The organism is Methanococcoides vulcani, assembly GCF_900111645.1.
GTDB lineage: Archaea > Halobacteriota > Methanosarcinia > Methanosarcinales > Methanosarcinaceae > Methanococcoides > Methanococcoides vulcani.
In genome coordinates, this window is the sequence record NZ_FOHQ01000004.1 from 129019 (window position 1) to 149429 (window position 20411).

Genomic DNA, 20411 nt, shown 5'->3' on the forward strand with positions numbered 1-20411 from the left:
AACAATAGCGTGATAATATGATAGAATACTGGAATCCACAGATCGAGAGAATGCCTGTTGATGAGTTAAAAAAAGTACAGGAACAGAAATTATGCCAGCTCGTGAAATATGTTTATGAGCATTCTCCTTTTTACAAAAAGAGATTCGATGATGCAGGTGTAAAACCTGAGGACATACAAACACTGGATGATGTTACAAAGCTACCATTCACATTCAAGAAAGATCTGAGGGACACTTATCCGACAGGTATGTTCTGTGTTCCGAACAACAAGCTTGTACGCTTCCACGTTTCATCAGGGACTACCGGTAAGCCTACCGTGGTCGGTTACACCGATAATGATATTAAAGCATGGTCAACTTCCCTTGCACGTGCATTGACCTCTATTGGTGTAGGAAGGGACGATGTCATGCAGATAGGTTATGGCTATGGTCTTTTCACAGGTGGTCTTGGTATGCACTATGGTGCAGAGGAAGCCGGATGTACTGTTCTTCCGACCAGCTCTGGAAATACCGAAAGGCAGATCGAACTTATGCAGGATCTTGGGTCCACTGTCATTGCATGCACTCCTTCATATCTTTTGTTCATGATCGAAGCTGCAAGGGATGCCGGCATCAGCTTCTAGGATGATACAAAGCTTCGCGTGGGTGTACTGGGTGCCGAACCATGGTCAGAAGAGATGCGTAAGAGGATCGAGGATTCCACGGGCATCAAAGCCTATGATATATTCGGAACATCCGAACTTAGTGGTCCTCTCTTCACTGAATGTCAGTCTCAGAATGGTATCCACATATGGGCAGACCAGTTCCTTGTAGAGGTCATTAACCCTGATACTGGTGAACCTGTAGCAAATGGTGAACGTGGTGAGCTTGTGATCACAACACTTGTGAAGGAAGCATTGCCGCTTATCAGGTACAGGATCGGTGACATAACTGTGCTGAACTGGGATGAATGTGAATGTGGTCGTACACACCCACGTATCATGCGTGTACTGGGTCGTGCTGACGACATGCTTATCGTTCGTGGCATCAATGTCTTCCCGGGACAGGTAGAATCCGTTCTTATGAATATCCCTGAGGTAGGCGAGCACTTCATGATCATCGTTGACAGGATCAATGAACTGGATATTATGAAAGTTCAGATCGAAATGACTGACGCTGCTTTCAGTGACAAGGTCACGGATATCATGGATCTTGAGAAGAAGGTGGGTGCAGCTCTTAAGAGCGTACTGAACATTGCTGTCAAGGTGGAGCTTGTTGAGCATGGGTCATTGCCACGTTCAATGGGTAAGGCAAAGAAAGTTATCGATAACAGAAAGATATAAAACTTTAGAAGGAGTCATTCTAATAGAACTTAAGGGGTTGATCTCATGGAAGAGAAAATGATCAAACAGATCTCATTATTTGCAGAGAACAAGCCGGGAAGGCTTGCAAACATTGCTGAGACGTTTAAGGAATCCGGCATTAACATTCGCGCTTTTACTATTGCCGAAGCCGGAGACTTCGGTATAATCAGGATGGTTGTAGATAATCCCGATTCAGCTCATAAAGTACTCCATGATGCAGGATTTACTGTATCCGAGACAAATGTTCTTGGTGTGGAGATGGAGGATATGCCCGGCCAGCTTGCCATGATCGCAGATGTTCTCAGTGAAAAAGACATCAACATCGATTATGCTTATGCCTTTGTCACAAAGACCGAGAAAGCATTCCTTATCGTGCGCGTAAATGACATCAGGGGTGCTGTCAAGGCTCTTGATGGCGCAAACATCCGTCTGCTCGATATGAGCGACGTGCATGACATTTAAGTGGATAGAAGCACCGATCGGTGCACATCCCTTTTTCCTTTTTTACTTTAATTTACTTTCTTTTTCCATCTCTTTCTTTTTGACTTATATATGTCAGTAATGTTTTTATATCAGCTTTTCAAATTTCGTGCATGGATGATAATTCGATTAAAAATTGGGAAGCTTTGTTAAAAGGGAAACTTCATGGTGCTCACTCAACCGTTATAGGTGAGCGTCAGGGGAAAAAGATCCTCGGTATCATAAGCCAGCACGAAGAGGTCAAGAGCATCATTCCATCCGTTATAACCGTCAAAGGAAAGAGCTCTCCTGGCGGGAATCTTACTGCAAAGGTCCTGCGTCCTGATGAAAGGGGTAATCTGCGTATGCTTTTGTCCCACGGCACTTCCTCACAGGAAATAAGGATCGTTACGACCGTTGCTACTCGCGATGAAGGTGAGCGTGTGATGGAAGAGCTTAACGCCATGCTTTTTGATATCTAATATTTCAAGGTGTTAGTTATGTTCATCGGGGTTGATCACGGTACCAATGCAATGCGTTTTGCCGGGGTCTGTGAAGGCGATGTAAAAACTTTCGAACTACCGCGTTCAGAAGTGGCACACATGTCCGGACCGGAGATCCTTGAATCTGTAACTTCCAATCTGGAGGTCGATATTTCGGATATTGAACTTGCTGCTGTTACCTATTCTATGGGTGATGGCATAGTTGCCATTGAAGACCTTAAGATGGTATCATCTCGTGGAGTTGTAAGCATCGAGGGTGTCGGCAAGAAGACCGGTGCAGGAACCCGTGTTTTTGATGCGATCAAAGAATCCGTTATACCTGCGGTATTGATCCCCGGGATCCATTCGAAAAGCAACACTGACTCCCGTATGAACGTTTTTTCACATTCAACGAGTCCGGAAAAGATCGGGATCGCATACAATGCGCACTGCAAAGGTGTGGACGATCTGGTGGTTTCCGATATTAGCTCCAATACTGTGACCGTCGGTGTTTGTGGGGGGAAACTTGTAGGTGCTATTGATGCCTGCATATTTGCTCCGGGGACTCAGCACGGTCCTCTTGACCTTGAAGCTATCAGGGATGTCGATGCAGGCAAATGCAGTGCAAATGATGCTTTCATGAATGCCGGTGTATTGAGCCGCAGCCCTTATTCCAGTGTTGAAGAGCTTCTCAGGGCCCTGAAAGACAAAGAGGATGAGGCTGTACTTGCAATGGATCGCATTTCACTTTTCGCAGCCATGGAGATCGCTGCAATGCAGGTACTGATGGAGGACCATGGGGCAAGAGGCAAGGTGTTCCTTGCTGGTTCCATGGGTGAAGATGAATTTGTCGTGGATAGGATCGGAAGGCATCTGGGTGTGAAACCTGATGTACTTGGTAAATGGAGTGCTTCCATTGGCTGTGCAGAGATCGCTCGTGACATCGCCGGTGGAGCAGATCGTATACTTGGACTTGATGTCCATTTTAGTTTCTAATTCCACTCTTTAGTAAAGTTCAGGTCTCCGGTCACCAAAGACCGGAATTGCTTTTCTCGTATCTTTTATCATTTCAGGATCAATCTCATGAATGATGAAGCACTCTTTATCTTTTGCATCTGCCAGAACGTTTCCAAGGGGATCAAGGATCATAGTGGCTCCAAAGAACGTGGAGCTGGGATCTGTGCCAGTTCTATTGCAGGCAATATGGTATGTCTGGTTCTCAATAGAACGCGCTGTTGCAAGTGATCTCCACTGGTATTCCCTTGGGTTTGGGAACTCTGCAATGGTTACAAGGATATCAGAACCGGCGATTGCCAGTTTTCTTGCAATTTCCGGAAAACGCATCTCATAACAAATCTCCATTCCGATGGTAAGATCATAGCTTTTAAGGCGGATCGGTTCGATCTGGTCGCCGGGTGTGAAATAGCCTTTTTCCCTTCCAAAAAGATGCGTTTTAGTGTATGTTCCTGCAAGATCGCCGTTCTCGATACAGAAGCCCATATTCGTAAAGTGATCATTTTCCTTTTCTTCTTCTTTGTCGTGTTTCTGTATTATGGAACCGATCATAACGCAGGAATTCTGTTCAGAGAAATCGCTTAGCTTTTCGATCGTAGGGCAGGGTTCTGATTCTCCGGCGTTGTCCAGGTCTTCATAGCAGAATCCGGTAGAGAACACTTCGGGGAGTACTATGAGCCCTGCACCCTGTGAAATTGCATTTTCAGACAGTCTGAGTGCTTTTTTGATGTTGTCCTGTTTTTTGCAATGGGAAATGTCCATCTGGATGGCTGCGGCCTTTATAGGTTTCACTTTATGTCCTCTCTTCCTTTTAGATTGATTCTCTTGCTCTCTGTATATATCAATTTGTTCTGTAACGTTACATTAATATGGAACTACTTTCTTTTACAGCCCAAATTAAGCTAAATGAACCTTTATGAGGCTATTATTGTGAGTGATGAACTTTTTGATCTGCAGATTGGTTATGTCAAATTCAGCAACCCCATAGCCCTTGCGCCAATGGCGGGTGTTACTAACAGTGAATTTGCAAACAATTATGCAAAGAATGCCGGTCTTGCTGTGATCGGCGGCTATAATCTGGATGGGGAGACAAATATAGCGGCTAAGACGCTTGTTGGGAAAGGTCGGGATGAGTTCATAACCGATACTCCGCTGGAATTTTTGGAAAATGAAGCTAAAGCTATCAATATTGGTGGTGCTGTTGCCTTTAATGTCAGAAGTACGACCCTTGAACCATTGCTCAAAGCTGCTGAGATCATAAAAAATGCCGGCGGGATCCTTGAGCTGGATGCTCATTGCAGACAGGATGAAATGATCTCAATCGGTGTTGGTGAAGCACTGATGACAGATATACCAAGACTTGCAGAATGGATATCTAAGATCAAGGAAACAGGTGTTGTCCTTTCTGTGAAGGTAAGGGCAAATGTGGTCGATGATATAGCTCTTGCAAGGACTATTGAAAATGCTGGTGCTGATATACTTCATCTGGATGCTATGAAGGAAGGCGCAGGTGCGGATCTTAGTGCGATACTGCGTATCCGTGACTCTACAAGGTTATTCCTGATAGGCAACAATTCCATTCTTGATTTTGATGATGCTAAAGAGATGTTCTCAAGAGGTGCTGACATGGTCTCCGTTTCAAGAGGCGTGCTTCAGGACCCGTATCTTATTGATCATCTTGTTGAGGAAGTATCTCTGCTTCAGGAGCAGATCGGTTGGTATAATTCACCCAAGCATGTCTGCCGTGGTGAAGGGGATCTAAGGGGACTTGCATTCTGTTGCCTGCCCGTTAAACCCTGTGCTGTGCACAACAAGGCAGGACAGCTTGGATACAGTCCTAAGGAATTTGCCAACATCAAGATGGAGTTTGCTAAAGGCACCCCTCTTGAATTTGGGGATAGTACCTGTTTTGGCAGTCTTGTTTGGTGTTGTAAGATCTCAAAACCCTGTTATTTAAGGGATGGAGTTCTTGATCTGCTTGATCTTTCTGCAGCAGATTACATGAAACTGAAGAAAGACCTTGCAACTTATATACTAGATAATGCTAAAAAACCTGTGAATGAATTTTAATTATCACGGGTCAACATCCAATGGACTGAGCTGCAGCGGGAAGTCTGCAGCATCATATATTGCACGTTGTGCCCAGCTTGCAATGATCCTGGAGGTCTCAGCTTCTCCCAAACCGGGAAATATAGACCGTCACCATGATTACGATGACACCAGGTACGAGCACTTCCTTGCATCTGCTGTAAGCATCTATCCTGTGATTGAAGATGCAGCCAGAGGATGCACAGGTATTGGTGAGAGCTTAAAAGATGCTGTTTGCCAGAGCAATTCCTGGCAGGCTGGCGGTAACACACATTTCGGTGCATTTCTTCTCCTTATCCCGCTTTCTATGGCTGCAGGGGAACTTCTGGAAAAGGATGGGCCTTTCGATGTGGATCAGCTTATCAGTCGCGCCCATGAGATCGTAATGTCAACGGATACAGACGATGCCCTGGATTTCTACAAATGTTTCAGTTCAGCGGGCGTGCGCGTAATTGATGTGGATGAGTTCGATCTTCAGGATGAAGGGTCGCTGGGCTCATTGAAGGAAAAAGGGGTTACCTTATACGACCTGATGGTGATGTCACAGGGTTATGATCAGATAGCCAATGAGTGGGTCAATGGATTCAAAACATGTGCATATTGTGCACAGACGATCACTCGCTTAATGACCGTTCATGATGGTGAAGATTCTATTCCTGACATAAATCAGGTCATCGTTTATACATTTTTGAAGTTGCTCTCGGAAAATCCGGACACGTTCATCCGGACAAAGACTAATATAGAAACAGCGGAAAATGTTTCTATGCAAGCAAAGTATATTATTTCAAAAATAGAGAATAACGATTACAAAATGTCTTTATTCTGGGGCGACATCGAGAGTTTCGATGCGGAACTACTTGATCGAAAAATAAATCCGGGATCTACCGCAGATATGATCATAGCAGGCATTTTCATAACGTTGCTTGGGGGTTTGAGATTCTAATGGCAAAAATTGATCTTGATACATTTGGTATAAATGAAGGCATTAGTGAAATGATAGTGACCACCTACCAGGGCTGGTCTCCAAATGCTGCTCCAATGGGTATCATTCGTAAAGACGATGAGTTACTTGTGCGACTTTTTAAAGGCTCTACCACATATAACAATGTCATGGCAGAGCATATGCTTGTGGCAAACCTTGTCTATGATCCCCTCCTTTTTGTGCGTACCACCTTTGGTAATGTCGATAGTTCCGAATTCGAAGTTTTCACTCACGATGAACGCGGTTTTGCAGTGCTTAAGGAAGCAGTGTCCTGGGCGGTTTTTGAATGTGTTGACATGAAGGAAACATCTGAAGCACTGGTGGCAAAATTAAAACCCCTCCATGCACGGATGAACAAACATGTTTTTAGATCGGTAAACCGCGGATTCAATCTCGTTATCGAATCATGTGTGCATGCGACACGCTATGAGCTGACAAATGATGAAAAATACATGAGGCTCATCAAGGCTTATTCCTGCACTGTGAACAAATGTGGCGGTAAAGCTGAAAAGGATGCAATGAAGTTTCTTCTGAACTACCTTGGGGAGAAAAAGTAACGTATGTCTGATAACTTCATGGACGTTGCCGTGGAGGAAGCACGCAAAGGCATGCAAAATAATGAAGGTGGTCCTTTCGGAGCTGTTATTGTAAAGAACGGAAAGATCATATCAAAGGCACACAACAAAGTGCTTGGCACCAACGATCCCTCTGCACACGCTGAAATAGTTGCGATACGCGAAGCTTCTTCAATTCTTGAAAACTTCGACCTTTCCGGTTGTGAGCTATATGCTACTACCATGCCCTGTCCCATGTGCCTTTCAGCCATATGCTGGGCGCGCATCAGGAAAGTATATTATGGTACCAGTACCGATGAAGTTGCTTCCATAGGCTTTGATGATGGTATGATCTATGATATTCTGAGAAAAGGTGCTTCAGCATCCGTATTGGAAAAAACCAATGTCGAATGTGAAAGCTGCCGCAAATTGCTGGATGAATGGGAGAAAAAACCGGATAAGATGATGTATTGATCACTTCCCGGGTTTCGGTTCATATTCAAGTGTTTCTTTTGCTTCTTCCTGCCTTCCAAGTTTTAAGAGCATCTCTGCTTTGTTCTCACGTGCAGCGTTGAAATCCGGTTCAATGTGAAGTGCATTAGTGAAAGCCGTTAATGCATCCTCATCCCTGCCGACCTCTGCCAGGCAGTTGCCTAGGCAATACCATGCATCCGGGAATGCTTTTTTTATTTCAAGTGCGCTTCTGTATGCTTCGATAGCTTCTTCCTGCCTTCCCAGTTTATCGAGGGTATTTGCTTTAGCATACCATACTCCGGCAGCATTTGTCTTTAATGTGGGGTCGGGATCTATGTTCAGGAGGGAATAGCGTGGGAACTCGAAATTCATTATGCCTGCATATTCGATAGCCTTTTCATATGCTTCAAGTGCATCTTCAAAACGTTCTATTTGATAGAGGGCATTCGCCTTGCAGTACCATGCATCAGGTAATTCCGGTTGCATCTCAATGGCCTTATCAAGTACCTCAAGTGCCTCTTCATATCGACTTATGCTGAACAGAACAAAGCCTCTGCTGAATATGATCCTTGGGTCTTCGGGACTTTTACTTAGTGCCTCATCGATGATCTCAAGTGCATCTTCATATCGTTGAAGTTTGAAAAGAATAAAACATTTGTTGAACCGGGCATCTCTTGCTTTTTTCTCGATTCTCTTTGCTTCTTCTTCCATGTCACTTTCCAGCAACATTTGCTGTGTCTCTTCCAACATAGCTGCAGCTTCATCATATTTTTCCAGTGCTTCTTCATAGCGTCCCATTTCAAAAAGAACGTAGCCTTTTCCAAATACGCTCTCTGCTGATTTCTCCATCTGCTTTAGCTTTCGCCTGTCAGATGTTTGACTAAATATATCCTTGAAAATGCCCATACGTTGAATTAGAATAAGGCTGTTGATATAGTTTTTGCAGAATGATGTCCGTTTTATGTCTTGTTAACCGTAGTTATCGTGTTAATCGTAATTATTGTGTTAGCCTTAGTTATCTTGTTAATCGTAATTATTGCGTTAACTGTGTTTATCGTATCAATTATTGATTTTTGACCGATTAAGGCAAATCATTTTCTAAAATACAACATACTTATAAAGAACAGAATGAATTTTTGTATTTTCTTTGTATTAATGTATAAATAGGTTCAATCTCTAATTGATAGTTACAAACCATTGGGGTCGATCACATTACTGCCGGAAAAACGAATGTAAATAAGGCAAAAATGCCTTTTCTTGATGCAGAATCCATGGAAGAGGTCTTTTCATCCGTGGTCAACTCAAGTCCTGCAGTGGTCTTTGTCTGGAGGGAGGATGAAGGCTGGCCGGTGGATTTTGTTTCAGAGAATATTTCTCAGTTCGGTTATGATCCGGAGGAATTTACTTCCGGTAAACTCCGATATGTTGATATTTTACATCCTGATGATGCAGGCATGGTCATGTCCGAAGCGTCCCGGCATGTTAGTAAGGAAGATACAAGCTTTGATCTAAGGTATCGTATTCTCACCAGATCAGGGGATGTCAGGTGGGTGGATGAAAGGACATCTGTCCATTATGACGATTCTGGTAAGCTCAAGTTCTATCACGGTATTGTTGTTGATATAACTGAACAGAGGATGGATGATATTGCGCTGCTGGATGGTGCACTGGAGATGAAGAACACACTGGAATCGGTCATAAATTTCAGTCCCGTTGTTGTGTTCTTATGGCGTGCTGAAGAAGACTGGCCGGTTGAGTTCGTTTCGAAGAACATTGATATGTTCGGTTATTCGGTGGAAGATTTCACCTCGGGAGAACTTGTTTATGGTGATATTGTACACCCGGACGACATCGATCGGGTACGTGCAGGTGTTTCTAAATCGACTGAAGGCGGTTACTCTGATTTCTTCCAGGAATACAGGATATTGACAAGGTCGGGCGAAGTTCGCTGGGTGGATGAGAGGACACATCTTCATCACAATTCAAAGGGCGAGGTCACATATCTTCAAGGTATTATCGTTGATATCACCGGGCGTAAGAAGATCGAAAATGTGCTGCACACTGAAGAGATGCGTATCGAGGCCCTGTTGAACTTATATCAGATGACAGATTCATCCGTTCAGGAGATCATCGATTTTTCGCGGGAAGAGGCAGTCAGGCTTACTGGAAGCCAGGTTGGCTATCTTGCTTTTTTAAGTGAAGATGAAAAAACGATCACGATAGACTCTTGGTCTGAAGAAGTGATGAAGGAGTGTTCACTGAAAGATAAAAAGCCGGAGTCCCACGTTGATCATGTTGGTCTTTGGGGTGAGTCGCTAAAACAGAAACTTCCTATTATTATCAATGATTATTCTGCAGAGAATCCTTCCAAAAAAGGCTATCCTGAAGGCCATATGGATATAAAGAGATTCCTGAGCATTCCAATATTTGAAAGGGATCGTGTTGTTGCCCTTGTTGGTCTGGGTAACAAGAGTGAGGATTATGACCTGTCCGATGTAAGGCAGGTTACACTACTGATGAATGGTATGTGGAATATCCTCTTACACAAAAGTGCAGATGAGGAACTTCGCCGTTCCCTTGATATTCAGAAGATCCTGGGTGATGTAATAAAAAGCAGTCCTGCTGTTGTATTCTTATGGCGTGCTGAGGAGAACTGGCCTGTTGAGTTCGTGTCAGAAAATGTTTCCCAGTTCGGATATTCTGTTGATGATTTTATCTCGGGCAAACTTGTATATGGTGATATAGTCCACCCCTATGATCTGGAACGCGTGCAGAAAGAACTTGCCAAGAGGGTGGATGCAGGCTTCATGGACTTTAATCAGGAGTATCGCATATTCACTAAGTTCGGAGATGTACGCTGGGTTGATGAAAGGACTTTCATCAAACATGACGAGGCTGGAAATGTAAGGTACTTGCAGGGTATTATCGTGGATGTTACGGATCGGAAACATTCCGATGACTTCATGCATGTACAGCTTGACCTTGATACGGTCCTTAGCTCTGCAAACACAATTGAGGAAACCTTTGAGCAGATGCTGAGCTTCAGCCTGAAGGTCGACCCGGTGGATTCCGGCAGATTCTATCTTTTGGACGATGTAACGGGTGACTTGAAGCTTGTTGCACACGAAGGTCTGTCGGAGCGTTTTGTGAAAGATACTTCCGTTTTCCCAAGGAACTCTGTCCAGAACCGTCTGGTCATGACCGGTCAGCCTGTTTACAAACATCATTCTGAACTGAATGCTATTGGTACCGGAGAGAAACTCCGGTATGAGGGGCTTCATGGTGCTGCTATAATCCCCGTGAAACATGAAGGCAAGGTTATAGCAGCGCTTTGTCTTTCATCACACAGTGAATATGAGATCCCTGATAATTCGCGCAGTTCCCTTGAAACGATAGCTAACCAGATTGGTATTGCTATCTCCAAAATGCGATCTTCATCTGGTATTGCTCAGAAATATAAAGATCTTCGATCCCTTGTTGATATGATGGACGAGTTGATGGTCGTGATGGATGTGGAAGGTTATGTCCTTTATGCCAACAAGGCCGTAGCAGACTACCTGGGATTTTTGGAAGATGATCTTTCTGATATGCATTATCTAGAACTGCACCCAGATTCCGAATGGGATCGGGTGGATTCTGTTCTGTCGAAAGTGAAGGTGGGCAAAACGATCGTGTTCGAGACATCTATGGTAGGTGCTGAAGGTCCTTTGCATAAGGTTGAGTCAAGGCTTATGTGCGGCGAATGGTCCGATCAGCCCTGTGTGATATCGACATCACGTTTTCTTGATTGACTTCCTTCCAATTGATCATTTGTTGTGTGTCGAAACAAAACAACCAGTCTTTATATAGGATCATGTAGATAGGATGTTCCAACTTTTAAAAAAGTGCTTTTATTAAAGTGCTTATAATGTTTATCCCGGAGTGTATAAATGAATCAGAAATATATAGCGATCTTTTTAGCGGTCATTATGGTAATGTCCATACTAACTTTATTTATCCCTGGAAATTCGAATCAGGCAAATGGGGACAGTTCATCTATAGAAGCGGCCAGCTTTGATTCCATACCTGGCAAACACGTGGATTACGAATTGAACTCTCTTAGTGATGGGCTTACGGTGACAGCTGAGGATGCTGTTGTTGTACAGTATTCTGATATACAGGCGATCAGGGGCACTCCTCTTGAGTTAATAACAGGAAATACATCACAGCTTGACGGTCTTTACGGAGCACAGGTCAATAAGGTGTACATCGCACAATACATTGATGAAACAGGTTTCTATATGAATGAAATTTCTCCGCAGGTCGTAGCGTTCCCATATTACCTATCACCGGATCTCTACAATGGATACCAGCTCCTATCCCGTGGTAACAATGTTTATGATGTGGTTGGTGAGCCAATGCTTTTCGGGGATAAAGTTAGGCTTGAGCAAGTTTTGGATTCTATAGAAGAAAATGAAAAAACCATTTCTCAGTTTGACAGAATCATGGAATTCGTAGAACCTGGAGCTCAGAGACAGTTATTGATAATACCGGAAGATAGCGTTGCAGATCAGTATTACTTCGAGTTGAAAATGCTTGACGAAATGAATTATTCACGAACTAACATTTATCTTAATCCTACTAATGGTACGATAGAGAATGTTACTGCCCTTGCAGATAATAGTTCTGAACGTAATTTGGTCTATGATGTTTACTTTGAAGACGATATTCTGAAGACAACCATCACGTCAGATCTCTCTGGAATTTATTCTTTGGCTATGGAGCCTGCATGGTGAGATATTTTCTCACCTTTTTTCTTTGTTGATGGTTTTTTTGTGATGAGATCATAAATTAGAATTTCGTTTTTAAAGCTTACCTCTTTTTTCTATAAGACCTCGCCCCCCAAAAAACATCAGCTCTGGGCAATAGGTCCATATAACATAAATTTGGTCAGTCTCGTGAAGGATATTTATACTTTGTATAAAGGAACGGTGTTGGTAAGAGAATGTGTCAATTTGCCGGTTGTTACATTTTCTTAATATTGACGATATAGCACAGCATGTTGAAAATAACCATCATTCCAATAAAGACTGGCATTTTAGATATCGTGTTTCTTCTATGATAAAACTCACCGTTGTCAAGTGTTTCAGAAAACTTTATATTACGGCAAACTTTGTAGTTTACCAAATGATGTTGCTTGCGAATTTGCAGAATAATATCAATAATCTGAATTCATTTGCAAATTACGTTTGAGAAAAATGCTTATCAAATTAGAATGGAATAAATTATGAGCTAATTTGATAATCTCCTCGGTCAAAGCGCATTTTGGCGCAAGCTATATATGTGACTGTGGCGATTCATACCAAATACTTCAGCGTATGTAAGTATTGTTCCATTCGGGAAAATAACTTGCTGCGTTTAAGTGAATTACAATGAATAATGACAAGCCGCAGCATAAGAAGCGGTTTCGAAGGAGAATTTAATATGGCAAAATTTGACGTTCCTGACGAATTAGCAGATAAAGCACTTGAAGCAATCGAACTCGCAAGAGATACCGGAAAGATCAAGAAAGGTACAAACGAAGCAACAAAGGCTATCGAGAGAGGCATTACAAAGCTTGCTGTCATTGCAGATGACATTGAGCCAGCAGAAGTTGTTGCTCATATTCCAGCTCTTTGCGAGGAAAAGAACACACCATACATTTTTGTAAAACAGCAGAAAGAACTTGGTGCAGCCTGTGGCATAGGTGTCGGCTGTGCAGCTGTTGTGATCACTGATGCAGGAAAGGGCGGCGAACTTGTAGAAGACGTTGCACAGAAAATCAGTGCACTCAAATAAACGGTAACCGGAGGCATCTCAAATGGCAGATGATGATACAGGCTTTGCAGCCGAGGTTATCGATGTGATCGGCAACACCGGTATGCATGGTGAAGCAAGCCAGATCCAGTGCAGGGTTCTTGAGGGTCGTGACAAAGGCAGGATCATTACAAGAAACTGTGTCGGTCCGGTAAGGATAGGCGATGTGTTCATGCTTATGGAGACATCCAGAGAGGCTAAGAAATTAACTACCAGGTGATGATAATGGAACAGAGAAAGTGTTCATTTTGCGGTGAGATACTTGAGCCGGGAACCGGCATCCTTTTCGCAAAAAAAGATGGCTCTTCCTATTATTTCTGTTCTTCAAAATGCAAGAACAACTTCGGTCTTGGAAGACTTCCAAGGCGTACTGTTTGGACAGAGCAGGGCAGAGCATATCTGAAGAAAGCATAAGCGGGTGTGTCTGATGGAAAGAACTTATGTTATGATCAAGCCTGATGGCGTTCAGCGCGGTCTTGTCGGAGATATCCTTTCAAGGATCGAGAAGAGAGGGCTTAAGCTCGTAGCTCTGAGGATGAACGTAATGGAAGAGGCTACTGCAAAGGAGCACTATAAAGAGCACTCCGAGAGGCCATTCTTTGGTTCCCTCGTTTCATATGTGACCTCAGGACCATCCGTTTCAATGGTTGTAGAAGGCAAGGATTCTATCAAGATCATGCGTGCCGTCAACGGTGCGACAAATCCTGTAGAAGCATTACCAGGCACCATCCGTGGTGACTTCGCTATTGAGACCGGAAGGAACATTGTCCACGCATCAGATGCTCCGGAATCAGCAGAGCGTGAGATCGCTCTTCACTTTGAAGAGTTTGAGATCACAGGCTATTCCAGGATCGATGAAGGACAGCTTTACGAGTAAGCTTAAAAGGATCGAACCATCGACAACTGAATGATATTCTGAAGCGTCAGGTCGGACCACAGTTCCGGCCTGTCGTGGATGTCATATTCAAAGGGTCATATTGACCCTGGGTATATTTTTTATCACTGATCTGATCAATAAGATAATTCCAAAGGGAGCTGCACTATGGCTGTAAAGGATGACTTAAGAACCCCTATCGTATGTGTAATGGGGCATGTGGATCACGGAAAGACCTCATTGCTCGATAACATCCGCGGAAGTGCGGTTGTGTCCGGAGAAGCTGGTGCTATAACCCAGCATATCGGTGCAACCGAGGTTCCGATTAGGTCCATTGTGGATAAATGTGGAAATCCCGGTTTACTGGACCAGTTCGTTGTTCCGGGCCTTTTGTTCATTGATACTCCCGGCCATCATGCTTTTACGACCCTTAGGAGTCGTGGCGGGGCTCTTGCAGACCTTGCTATTGTTATAGTGGATATCAATGAGGGCTTCAAGCCCCAGACCATTGAAAGCCTGCATATATTGAAGCAGCACAAAACTCCTTTTGTAGTGGTTGCCAACAAGATCGACAAGATACATGGCTGGAACCCGCAAAAAGATTCTCCTTTCATGGCATCCTACAACAAGCAAAGCGAGCATGTGAGGACCAGTCTGGACAACAAGTTCTATGAGGTTATCGGTGAGCTTTATAATCATGGTTTCAGCTCGGACCGATACGACCGGGTGGCCGATTTCCAGCATAATATTGGTGTCATACCTATCAGTGCTATTACAGGGGAGGGAATTCCTGACCTTCTGATGGTACTTCTGGGACTGGCACAGAGATTCCTGGAATCCAACCTGCATTACGATGCAACAGGTCCTGGTGTCGGAACCGTACTCGAAGTAAAAGAAGAACGTGGTCTTGGAACCACTATAGATCTTATACTTTATGACGGAACACTGAAAAAAGGCGATACTATCGTAGTTGGAAGCCTGGATGAGCCTATACAGACAAAAGTGCGTGCAGTGCTGAAACCTCGTGTCCTTTCCGAGATCAATGTGGAGGACAAGTTCAAGCAGGTCAGCAAAGTTACAGCTGCTATTGGTGTAAAGATCTCAGCTCCGAATCTCGATGGAGCCCTTTCAGGCGGTTCTGTGAGGGTAGCAACTCCTGAGACCCTTGAGACGGTTGTTGAAGAAGTTCGCAGTGAGGTTGAGGCCGTTCAGATCGACACTGACCAGAGCGGTATAACCATCAAAGCAGATACGATCGGATCTCTTGAAGCTCTCGTAAACGAGCTGAAGAAAGAAGATATTCCTATTCGCAAAGCAGATGTTGGTGATATCTCTAACAGGGATATTGTGGAAGTTTCAGCTATTGAAGACCCATTCCACTCTGTGATAGTTGGATTTAATGTTAATATTCTTCCTGATGCAAAGGAGAAGTTACGATCTACAGGTGTCAAACTGTTCATGAACGATGTCATATATCGTCTTATTGACGATTATAAGGACTGGATCAAAGAGCAGCGTGCACTGTCTGAGAAGACGATCTCCGAGACGATCATCAAGCCAGGAATGTTCACCATCATGCCGGATTGTACGTTCCGGCAGAGCAAACCGGCTGTTGTAGGTGTAAGGATCATTGGTGGTGTTGTCAAGACCAAGGTCGACATAACCAATGAAGATGGCACTGTCGTAGGTACTATAAAAGGCCTGCAATCCCGGGGAGAGAATGTTAGCGAAGCGCGCACTGGCATGGAGGTTGCTATGAGTATCGAAGGCCCAACCGTGGGAAGGCAGATACACGAAGGCGACATCCTGCATGCGAATATACCTGAAAGACATGCCAAGGTCCTTGAGCATGAACTTTACGATTCACTTTCGGCGGACGAATTAGACGCAATGGATGCATTTCTTGAGATCAAAAGAAGGGACAATCCCTTCTGGGCGAAATAAATATAATATATATGTCTGTTAGACATATACCAGATTCAAATTAATTAAACAATAGATAAATATTACTAATATTTGGAGGCAAATCATGGCAGATTTTAAAGTTGTAGTTTCAGATCCAAAAACCAAGACCTACCAGTTCGATATCACTGGTGCTGAATCAAACCAGTTCATCGGTAAGGCTATTGGCCAGACCGTAGATGGCTCAACAGTAGGTCTGGATGGATACACCCTGACCATCACAGGCGGTACCGACAACAGTGGTTTCGTAATGACCCCTGACCTTCCTGGTTCAAAAAGACAGAAGGTCCTCATTGCAAAAGGCGTCGGTTATTCAGCAAAATCAAAAGGTGTACGCCGCCGAAAGTTCCTTCGTGGAAGAGAAGTCGCGACCGATATTACCCAGATCAACACAAAGGTTACTGCATACGGTGATAAGACCATTGAGGACATCCTCGGTGGCGGTGCAGAGGCTGAAGCACCTGCAGAAGAGTGATCCTTTCACTCTTTTTCTATCTTTTTTTTAATTTATTTTATTAATTAATCTATTTTATTAAAAGATTAATTTTATTAATAAATTCATTTCGTTAAAAAATTTAATTCATTAATAGATATGTTCTATTGATCGATCAATTCCTTACTTTTATTTTGATCTTGTATATTTTGGTGAATCCAGCCCAACATCGATGAGCACTTTTTTCCTGACGAGGCCATCTATGAATTTTTTAGCCCCGCTCAAGTTAAGCCCGGAATGTTCCATAACATCATTGAGGTCAAAGTACTCCTCATCTTCAATGAGTTGGTCCACTATCTCTGTCAATTTAGGCCGGGTTCCATTTGTGGAATGCCAGAATGCAAATTTCCGGTTATTTTCATCAGTTTCATTGTATACAAGATCGTCTTCTACAAGGTCGTAGAGGAAAAATCCCAGTCTCTGATGTGAATATGTCCTTAGCCAGTCCTTTATGCTTTGATCCCAGGAACTGTTGATAAAACACAGGCTCATGTACTGGTTTTGTTCGATGGTACTTGCTTTTGCCTGTATCATCTCGATGATATCTCTTTTATCATCAATGGATTTCCAGTAGTTATCGACGATAAGCATTGGTGTTTTGAACCTGCCTTCCTTTATGGAGCCACGCACACTTCTTTTTGATAGTTCGACCTTCCATTGCTTGTCTGCAATGTATTCTCCATCATAAGATACCTCTGGATGCTGTTTCTCAAATTTTTGCTCCAGAATATTAATGTAACTGTAAAGTTTTGAAAGGACTTCTGTATCAAGTTCATCTTTTTTAATAGGGACCTGTGCGTCATCCGGGATCGATGTTTCATCTTCAATATCCTCAGTTGAGCTGATTTTGATCTCGGTGGGGGAAGATTCAGATATTTCAAACAATTCAGTTTTGTCTTCTGCAGGGGATTTTTCCTCAGCTTCCTTCTGATCTTTCTCTCTTCTCTCCTTTTCTTCCCTTCCCCTTTCTTCTCTTTCAGCTTGCTTTTTACTTATGATCCTGTTCTCGTATTCGCTCAGGTTCTTGTCTGTAAGTTCGATCCTGTGGCTAAATCCCATCTCCATTTTATCCACTAGGTCACTGATGGCAAAGACATCGACATTCTCACCGGTAGCAAGGGCATTCTCCACTTCCTGAAGCAGCATCGTAGGGGTGTCTACGAATCTTTCTTCGTTCTCATAGAACTCATCAATGTTGCCGTTGTGACTTCCGAAGGAGTCAAGTTGTTTTTTTTCCGCTTCTGATATCAGTACTGTTATCCTCGTCCGAAGCTGTCGAAGTTGTGAAGTAGCGGCTGAATCCTTTTGTTGATATGTCTTCTGGATCAGTTTTTCGATGCGCGAATGCGTGTTCTTCAGGAGTTCATGCACTTTTTTCCTGTTTTCTTCCTGCAATGTTGTAGGGTGGGATTCCAGATCCATATCGTTCACTCTCTGCTATTAGTGGAATAGCTCTCTAAAGACTTCTTCTTCGCCACTTTTCTTTATTTCACGTTTTGCTTCGGAATACCAGCTGGTGATCGAAGGTTTCCTTTGCTCCAGTACTTTGATGAAATCATCCATCTTTATCTTCCGGGGTTCTGCACCACGAAGTGCCTCTCCAAGCGGAATGTCAGCGGCTTCTTTGCAAATAGCTGAAATGTCTGCTCCCGAATATGATCCGGTCATCTCTGCCAGTTTCTCTACGTTGACATCATCATCGATCGGTCTTTTCTTCAGGTTGATCTTGAAGGCAAGATGGTAAGCATAGTGTGTCCGGTACTTCGGGTCAGGCAGATCGATGAACCTTCCTGGAGGTCGGTAGTCAATACCCTCATTTCAGCAGAAGAAGATTCTAAAGACCTTGAGATCCCTGCAGAGAACCTGTTCGATATTGCTACACGGGTTCTCAAGGATATGAACATGTACATGATCGAGCCGGAGATCACATCAACACCTCGCCTTTTTACGGGAGTTGCAAGGTTCTATGCTGAAGGTGTTAGTGGTTTGAAGTATGCCTCATATGTTGAAGTTGTAGGCAAGAGCCGATCACGCCTTATATTGAGAGCATGGGCTGAAAAAGAAGACGCACTTACCGGTTTCTATCATAAGATGCTGGAAGAGATCGAAAAGAGAACCGATATCAAACTTTTTGTTGATGAGGGTTCTGCACAATACAATATAAGCACTACCAATATTACTGATAGTCTTATCCAGCGTTCTACTATAGGTTCGGAATCTGAAGTCCGAAAGTGCCCGGCTTGTGGAAAAGAAGTAAAGGATAATGCAAAGTTCTGTGAAGAATGTGGGGAAAGGCTGGACTGAACAGGCAGACTATTTCTGGTCTGCAAATCCCCCTTCCTTATTTTTTTCTTTTTTTCACTGAAAAAACATATAACTTATGCATTTGATTCTTACATATCATTTACTTTATATATTTTATAATTTGAAAAGGTGGTTCGTTGTCAAAATATCCGGAGTTGGCCATAAAGAAAATATGTGCCCAGAGAAAAACACTGTTGTTGCCAGTGTCACTTTTACTTTTGTTTGCATTATTAATAAGTCCTGCAAATGCCTCTACTGTATCTGAATGGGTGGCAAGCGGGAACGATATGCTTGAAGAAGGAGATTACGAAGGCGCATTGAACGCATTCGATTATGCTATCTCATTACACCAGACGCATCCTGCCGCATGGTTAGGTAAAGGTGATGCATACTATCATCTTGGGAACTATGAGGAAGCCGTTACAGCTTACGATAAAGCTCTCCTGTACAATCCTGATTCCATGGGTGCATATGCAGGCAAAGCAGATTCTCTCATAAGGCTTGGAATGTATGACGAAGCATGGGACATCTATGATGAAGCAACGGCGATGGGTGGTGATGATGCCCAGATCTGGTATCGAAAGGGACGGATCCTTTACGAGTTCAGCCAGTATGGTGAGTCTCTTGAAGCATACGATACATCCTTATCCATTGATCCGGGTTTCGTGTACTCATATTCCGGCAAGGGCTATTCACTTCTTGAAATGAACAGGTATTCGGAAGCCCTCGATAATTTTGAATCGGCAATTGAGTTGAATGAGGATTATCTGGTTGCATGGGTAGGCAAGGGTGATGCACTCTATGGCCTTGGACTTTATGAAGACGCTATTAATGCTTACGACCATGCGATCTCAGAAGATTCTGAATATGCTTCTGCCTGGTCCGGAAAAGGCTATTGTCTCTATGAGATGGAAAAATATGAGCAATCGATAGATGCTTTTAATGAGGCAATATCTATTGAGCCGGATTATGTTAATGCCTTAAGCGGTAAAGGTTTTGCACTCTTTGCTCTTGGTGATTATGAGAAGGCCATCGAAGTATTCGATGCAGCAATAGAGGCCGACAGCACCTATGCAAAAGCATGGGCCGGAAGAGGGGATGCTTATTCTGAGCTTGGTTTTCTTGAAGATGCCCTGAGCTCTTATGAAAGGTCAGTTGAACTCTTCGCAGGAGATGTGGATGTACTTTACAACCTCGGGCGTGTGCTATATGACCTTGGTCGGTACGAAGAGGCCCTCGAAGCTTTTGGATCAGTTATTGAGGTTGATCCTGATCATTCTCTTGCACTTGTTGGCCAGGGCTATAGCCTGTATGAGCTTGAGGAGTACGACGAGGCACTGGAGGCATTCGAAGATGCATTAGTTATCGATTCTGAGGATGAGGGCGCTATTGGTGGCAAGGAAATGACCGAGACTCAGCTCAGGATGGGATGGGTAAGAAGTCCGTTCTCGATCGCAGTAATTTTGCTTGCTTTCTCTGCACTTGTGATCTATTTCGTTTACAGGAAAAAAAAGCAGGACACAGAATAATAGATACAGATCTATTAT

The 20411-nt window shown here is 43.4% G+C and carries 21 protein-coding genes and 2 pseudogenes; 19 read left to right on the forward strand and 4 right to left on the reverse strand.

Going from position 1 to position 20411, the window contains the following annotated elements:
• The first annotated feature begins 17 nt into the window (after window positions 1-17).
• From BMX02_RS07415 to BMX02_RS07430, 4 genes and pseudogenes are all read left to right on the forward strand, one after another.
• Window positions 18-1322 (forward strand): annotated as a pseudogene (locus BMX02_RS07415) (phenylacetate--CoA ligase family protein).
• Window positions 1323-1367: 45 nt separating this feature from the next.
• A complete protein-coding gene (locus tag BMX02_RS07420; RefSeq protein ID WP_091690058.1) occupies window positions 1368-1805 on the forward strand; it encodes an ACT domain-containing protein in 438 nt (145 codons plus the stop codon).
• 131 nt (window positions 1806-1936) lie between these two features.
• Window positions 1937-2284, forward strand: a complete 348-nt coding sequence (locus BMX02_RS07425; protein ID WP_091690059.1) for a DUF2103 domain-containing protein — start codon at window positions 1937-1939, stop codon at window positions 2282-2284.
• Between the two features lie 18 nt (window positions 2285-2302).
• Entirely contained in the window at window positions 2303-3280 is a 978-nt protein-coding gene (locus BMX02_RS07430; RefSeq protein WP_091690060.1) for a methanogenesis marker 12 protein, read from the forward strand.
• 9 nt (window positions 3281-3289) lie between these two features.
• Here BMX02_RS07430 and BMX02_RS07435 read toward each other — a convergent pair whose 3' ends face one another.
• The gene (locus BMX02_RS07435) at window positions 3290-4090 is read right to left on the reverse strand and encodes a carbon-nitrogen family hydrolase (protein WP_342210517.1); all 801 of its coding nucleotides are present in this window, start codon (window positions 4088-4090) and stop codon (window positions 3290-3292) included.
• A gap of 138 nt (window positions 4091-4228) precedes the next feature.
• Here BMX02_RS07435 and BMX02_RS07440 point away from each other — a divergent pair, with 138 nt between their 5' ends.
• The 4 genes from BMX02_RS07440 to BMX02_RS07455 are packed head-to-tail and all read left to right on the forward strand — an operon-like array spanning window position 4229 to window position 7396.
• The gene (locus BMX02_RS07440) at window positions 4229-5368 is read left to right on the forward strand and encodes a methanogenesis marker 9 domain-containing protein (RefSeq protein ID WP_091690061.1); all 1140 of its coding nucleotides are present in this window, start codon (window positions 4229-4231) and stop codon (window positions 5366-5368) included.
• Complete coding sequence (locus tag BMX02_RS07445; RefSeq protein ID WP_091690062.1) at window positions 5358-6329, forward strand: triphosphoribosyl-dephospho-CoA synthase; 972 nt, start codon at window positions 5358-5360, stop codon at window positions 6327-6329. The genes BMX02_RS07440 and BMX02_RS07445 overlap by 11 nt, the downstream gene beginning before the upstream one ends.
• On the forward strand, window positions 6329-6925 hold the full coding sequence (locus BMX02_RS07450) for a DUF447 domain-containing protein (protein ID WP_091690063.1): 597 nt from the start codon (window positions 6329-6331) through the stop codon (window positions 6923-6925). The genes BMX02_RS07445 and BMX02_RS07450 overlap by 1 nt, the downstream gene beginning before the upstream one ends.
• Before the next feature lie 3 nt (window positions 6926-6928).
• Complete coding sequence (locus BMX02_RS07455; RefSeq protein ID WP_091690064.1) at window positions 6929-7396, forward strand: nucleoside deaminase; 468 nt, start codon at window positions 6929-6931, stop codon at window positions 7394-7396.
• Here BMX02_RS07455 and BMX02_RS07460 read toward each other — a convergent pair whose 3' ends face one another.
• A complete protein-coding gene (locus BMX02_RS07460) occupies window positions 7397-8302 on the reverse strand; it encodes a tetratricopeptide repeat protein (protein ID WP_091690065.1) in 906 nt (301 codons plus the stop codon).
• 341 nt (window positions 8303-8643) lie between these two features.
• On the opposite strand from BMX02_RS07460, the gene BMX02_RS07465 reads away from it, so the two are divergent.
• From BMX02_RS07465 to BMX02_RS07500, 9 genes and pseudogenes are all read left to right on the forward strand, one after another.
• Window positions 8644-11187 carry a PAS domain-containing protein gene (locus BMX02_RS07465; protein ID WP_091690066.1) on the forward strand — a complete coding sequence of 848 codons (2544 nt, stop codon included), beginning with the start codon at window positions 8644-8646 and terminating at the stop codon, window positions 11185-11187.
• A 138-nt stretch (window positions 11188-11325) separates the two neighbouring features.
• Window positions 11326-12171 (forward strand): hypothetical protein, encoded by an 846-nt coding sequence (locus BMX02_RS07470; RefSeq protein ID WP_091690067.1) that lies wholly within the window; start codon window positions 11326-11328, stop codon window positions 12169-12171.
• Between the two features lie 205 nt (window positions 12172-12376).
• Window positions 12377-12532, forward strand: a pseudogene (locus tag BMX02_RS12390) (ISNCY family transposase); the annotation flags it as partial.
• Window positions 12533-12859: 327 nt separating this feature from the next.
• Window positions 12860-13213 (forward strand): 50S ribosomal protein L7Ae, encoded by a 354-nt coding sequence (rpl7ae, locus tag BMX02_RS07475; RefSeq protein WP_048194001.1) that lies wholly within the window; start codon window positions 12860-12862, stop codon window positions 13211-13213.
• A gap of 22 nt (window positions 13214-13235) precedes the next feature.
• A complete protein-coding gene (locus BMX02_RS07480; RefSeq protein ID WP_048205001.1) occupies window positions 13236-13451 on the forward strand; it encodes a 30S ribosomal protein S28e in 216 nt (71 codons plus the stop codon).
• A 5-nt stretch (window positions 13452-13456) separates the two neighbouring features.
• A complete protein-coding gene (locus BMX02_RS07485) occupies window positions 13457-13645 on the forward strand; it encodes a 50S ribosomal protein L24e (RefSeq protein ID WP_091690150.1) in 189 nt (62 codons plus the stop codon).
• 13 nt (window positions 13646-13658) lie between these two features.
• Window positions 13659-14108: a nucleoside-diphosphate kinase gene (gene ndk, locus BMX02_RS07490; RefSeq protein ID WP_091690068.1), complete on the forward strand. Its 450-nt coding sequence runs from the start codon at window positions 13659-13661 to the stop codon at window positions 14106-14108.
• Window positions 14109-14273: 165 nt separating this feature from the next.
• A complete protein-coding gene (gene infB, locus BMX02_RS07495; protein WP_091690069.1) occupies window positions 14274-16049 on the forward strand; it encodes a translation initiation factor IF-2 in 1776 nt (591 codons plus the stop codon).
• Window positions 16050-16134: 85 nt separating this feature from the next.
• A complete protein-coding gene (locus BMX02_RS07500; RefSeq protein ID WP_091690070.1) occupies window positions 16135-16542 on the forward strand; it encodes a 30S ribosomal protein S6e in 408 nt (135 codons plus the stop codon).
• Between the two features lie 147 nt (window positions 16543-16689).
• Here BMX02_RS07500 and BMX02_RS07505 read toward each other — a convergent pair whose 3' ends face one another.
• Window positions 16690-17982: a hypothetical protein gene (locus tag BMX02_RS07505; RefSeq protein WP_091690071.1), complete on the reverse strand. Its 1293-nt coding sequence runs from the start codon at window positions 17980-17982 to the stop codon at window positions 16690-16692.
• Between the two features lie 18 nt (window positions 17983-18000).
• Entirely contained in the window at window positions 18001-18369 is a 369-nt protein-coding gene (locus BMX02_RS07510; RefSeq protein ID WP_342707212.1) for an ATP-binding protein, read from the reverse strand.
• Here BMX02_RS07510 and BMX02_RS07515 point away from each other — a divergent pair.
• A complete protein-coding gene (locus BMX02_RS07515) occupies window positions 18298-18864 on the forward strand; it encodes a zinc ribbon domain-containing protein (RefSeq protein ID WP_091690073.1) in 567 nt (188 codons plus the stop codon). The two genes, BMX02_RS07510 and BMX02_RS07515, sit on opposite strands and share 72 nt — an antisense overlap.
• 137 nt (window positions 18865-19001) lie before the next feature.
• On the forward strand, window positions 19002-20393 hold the full coding sequence (locus BMX02_RS07520; RefSeq protein ID WP_091690074.1) for a tetratricopeptide repeat protein: 1392 nt from the start codon (window positions 19002-19004) through the stop codon (window positions 20391-20393).
• Window positions 20394-20411: the final 18 nt, after the last annotated feature.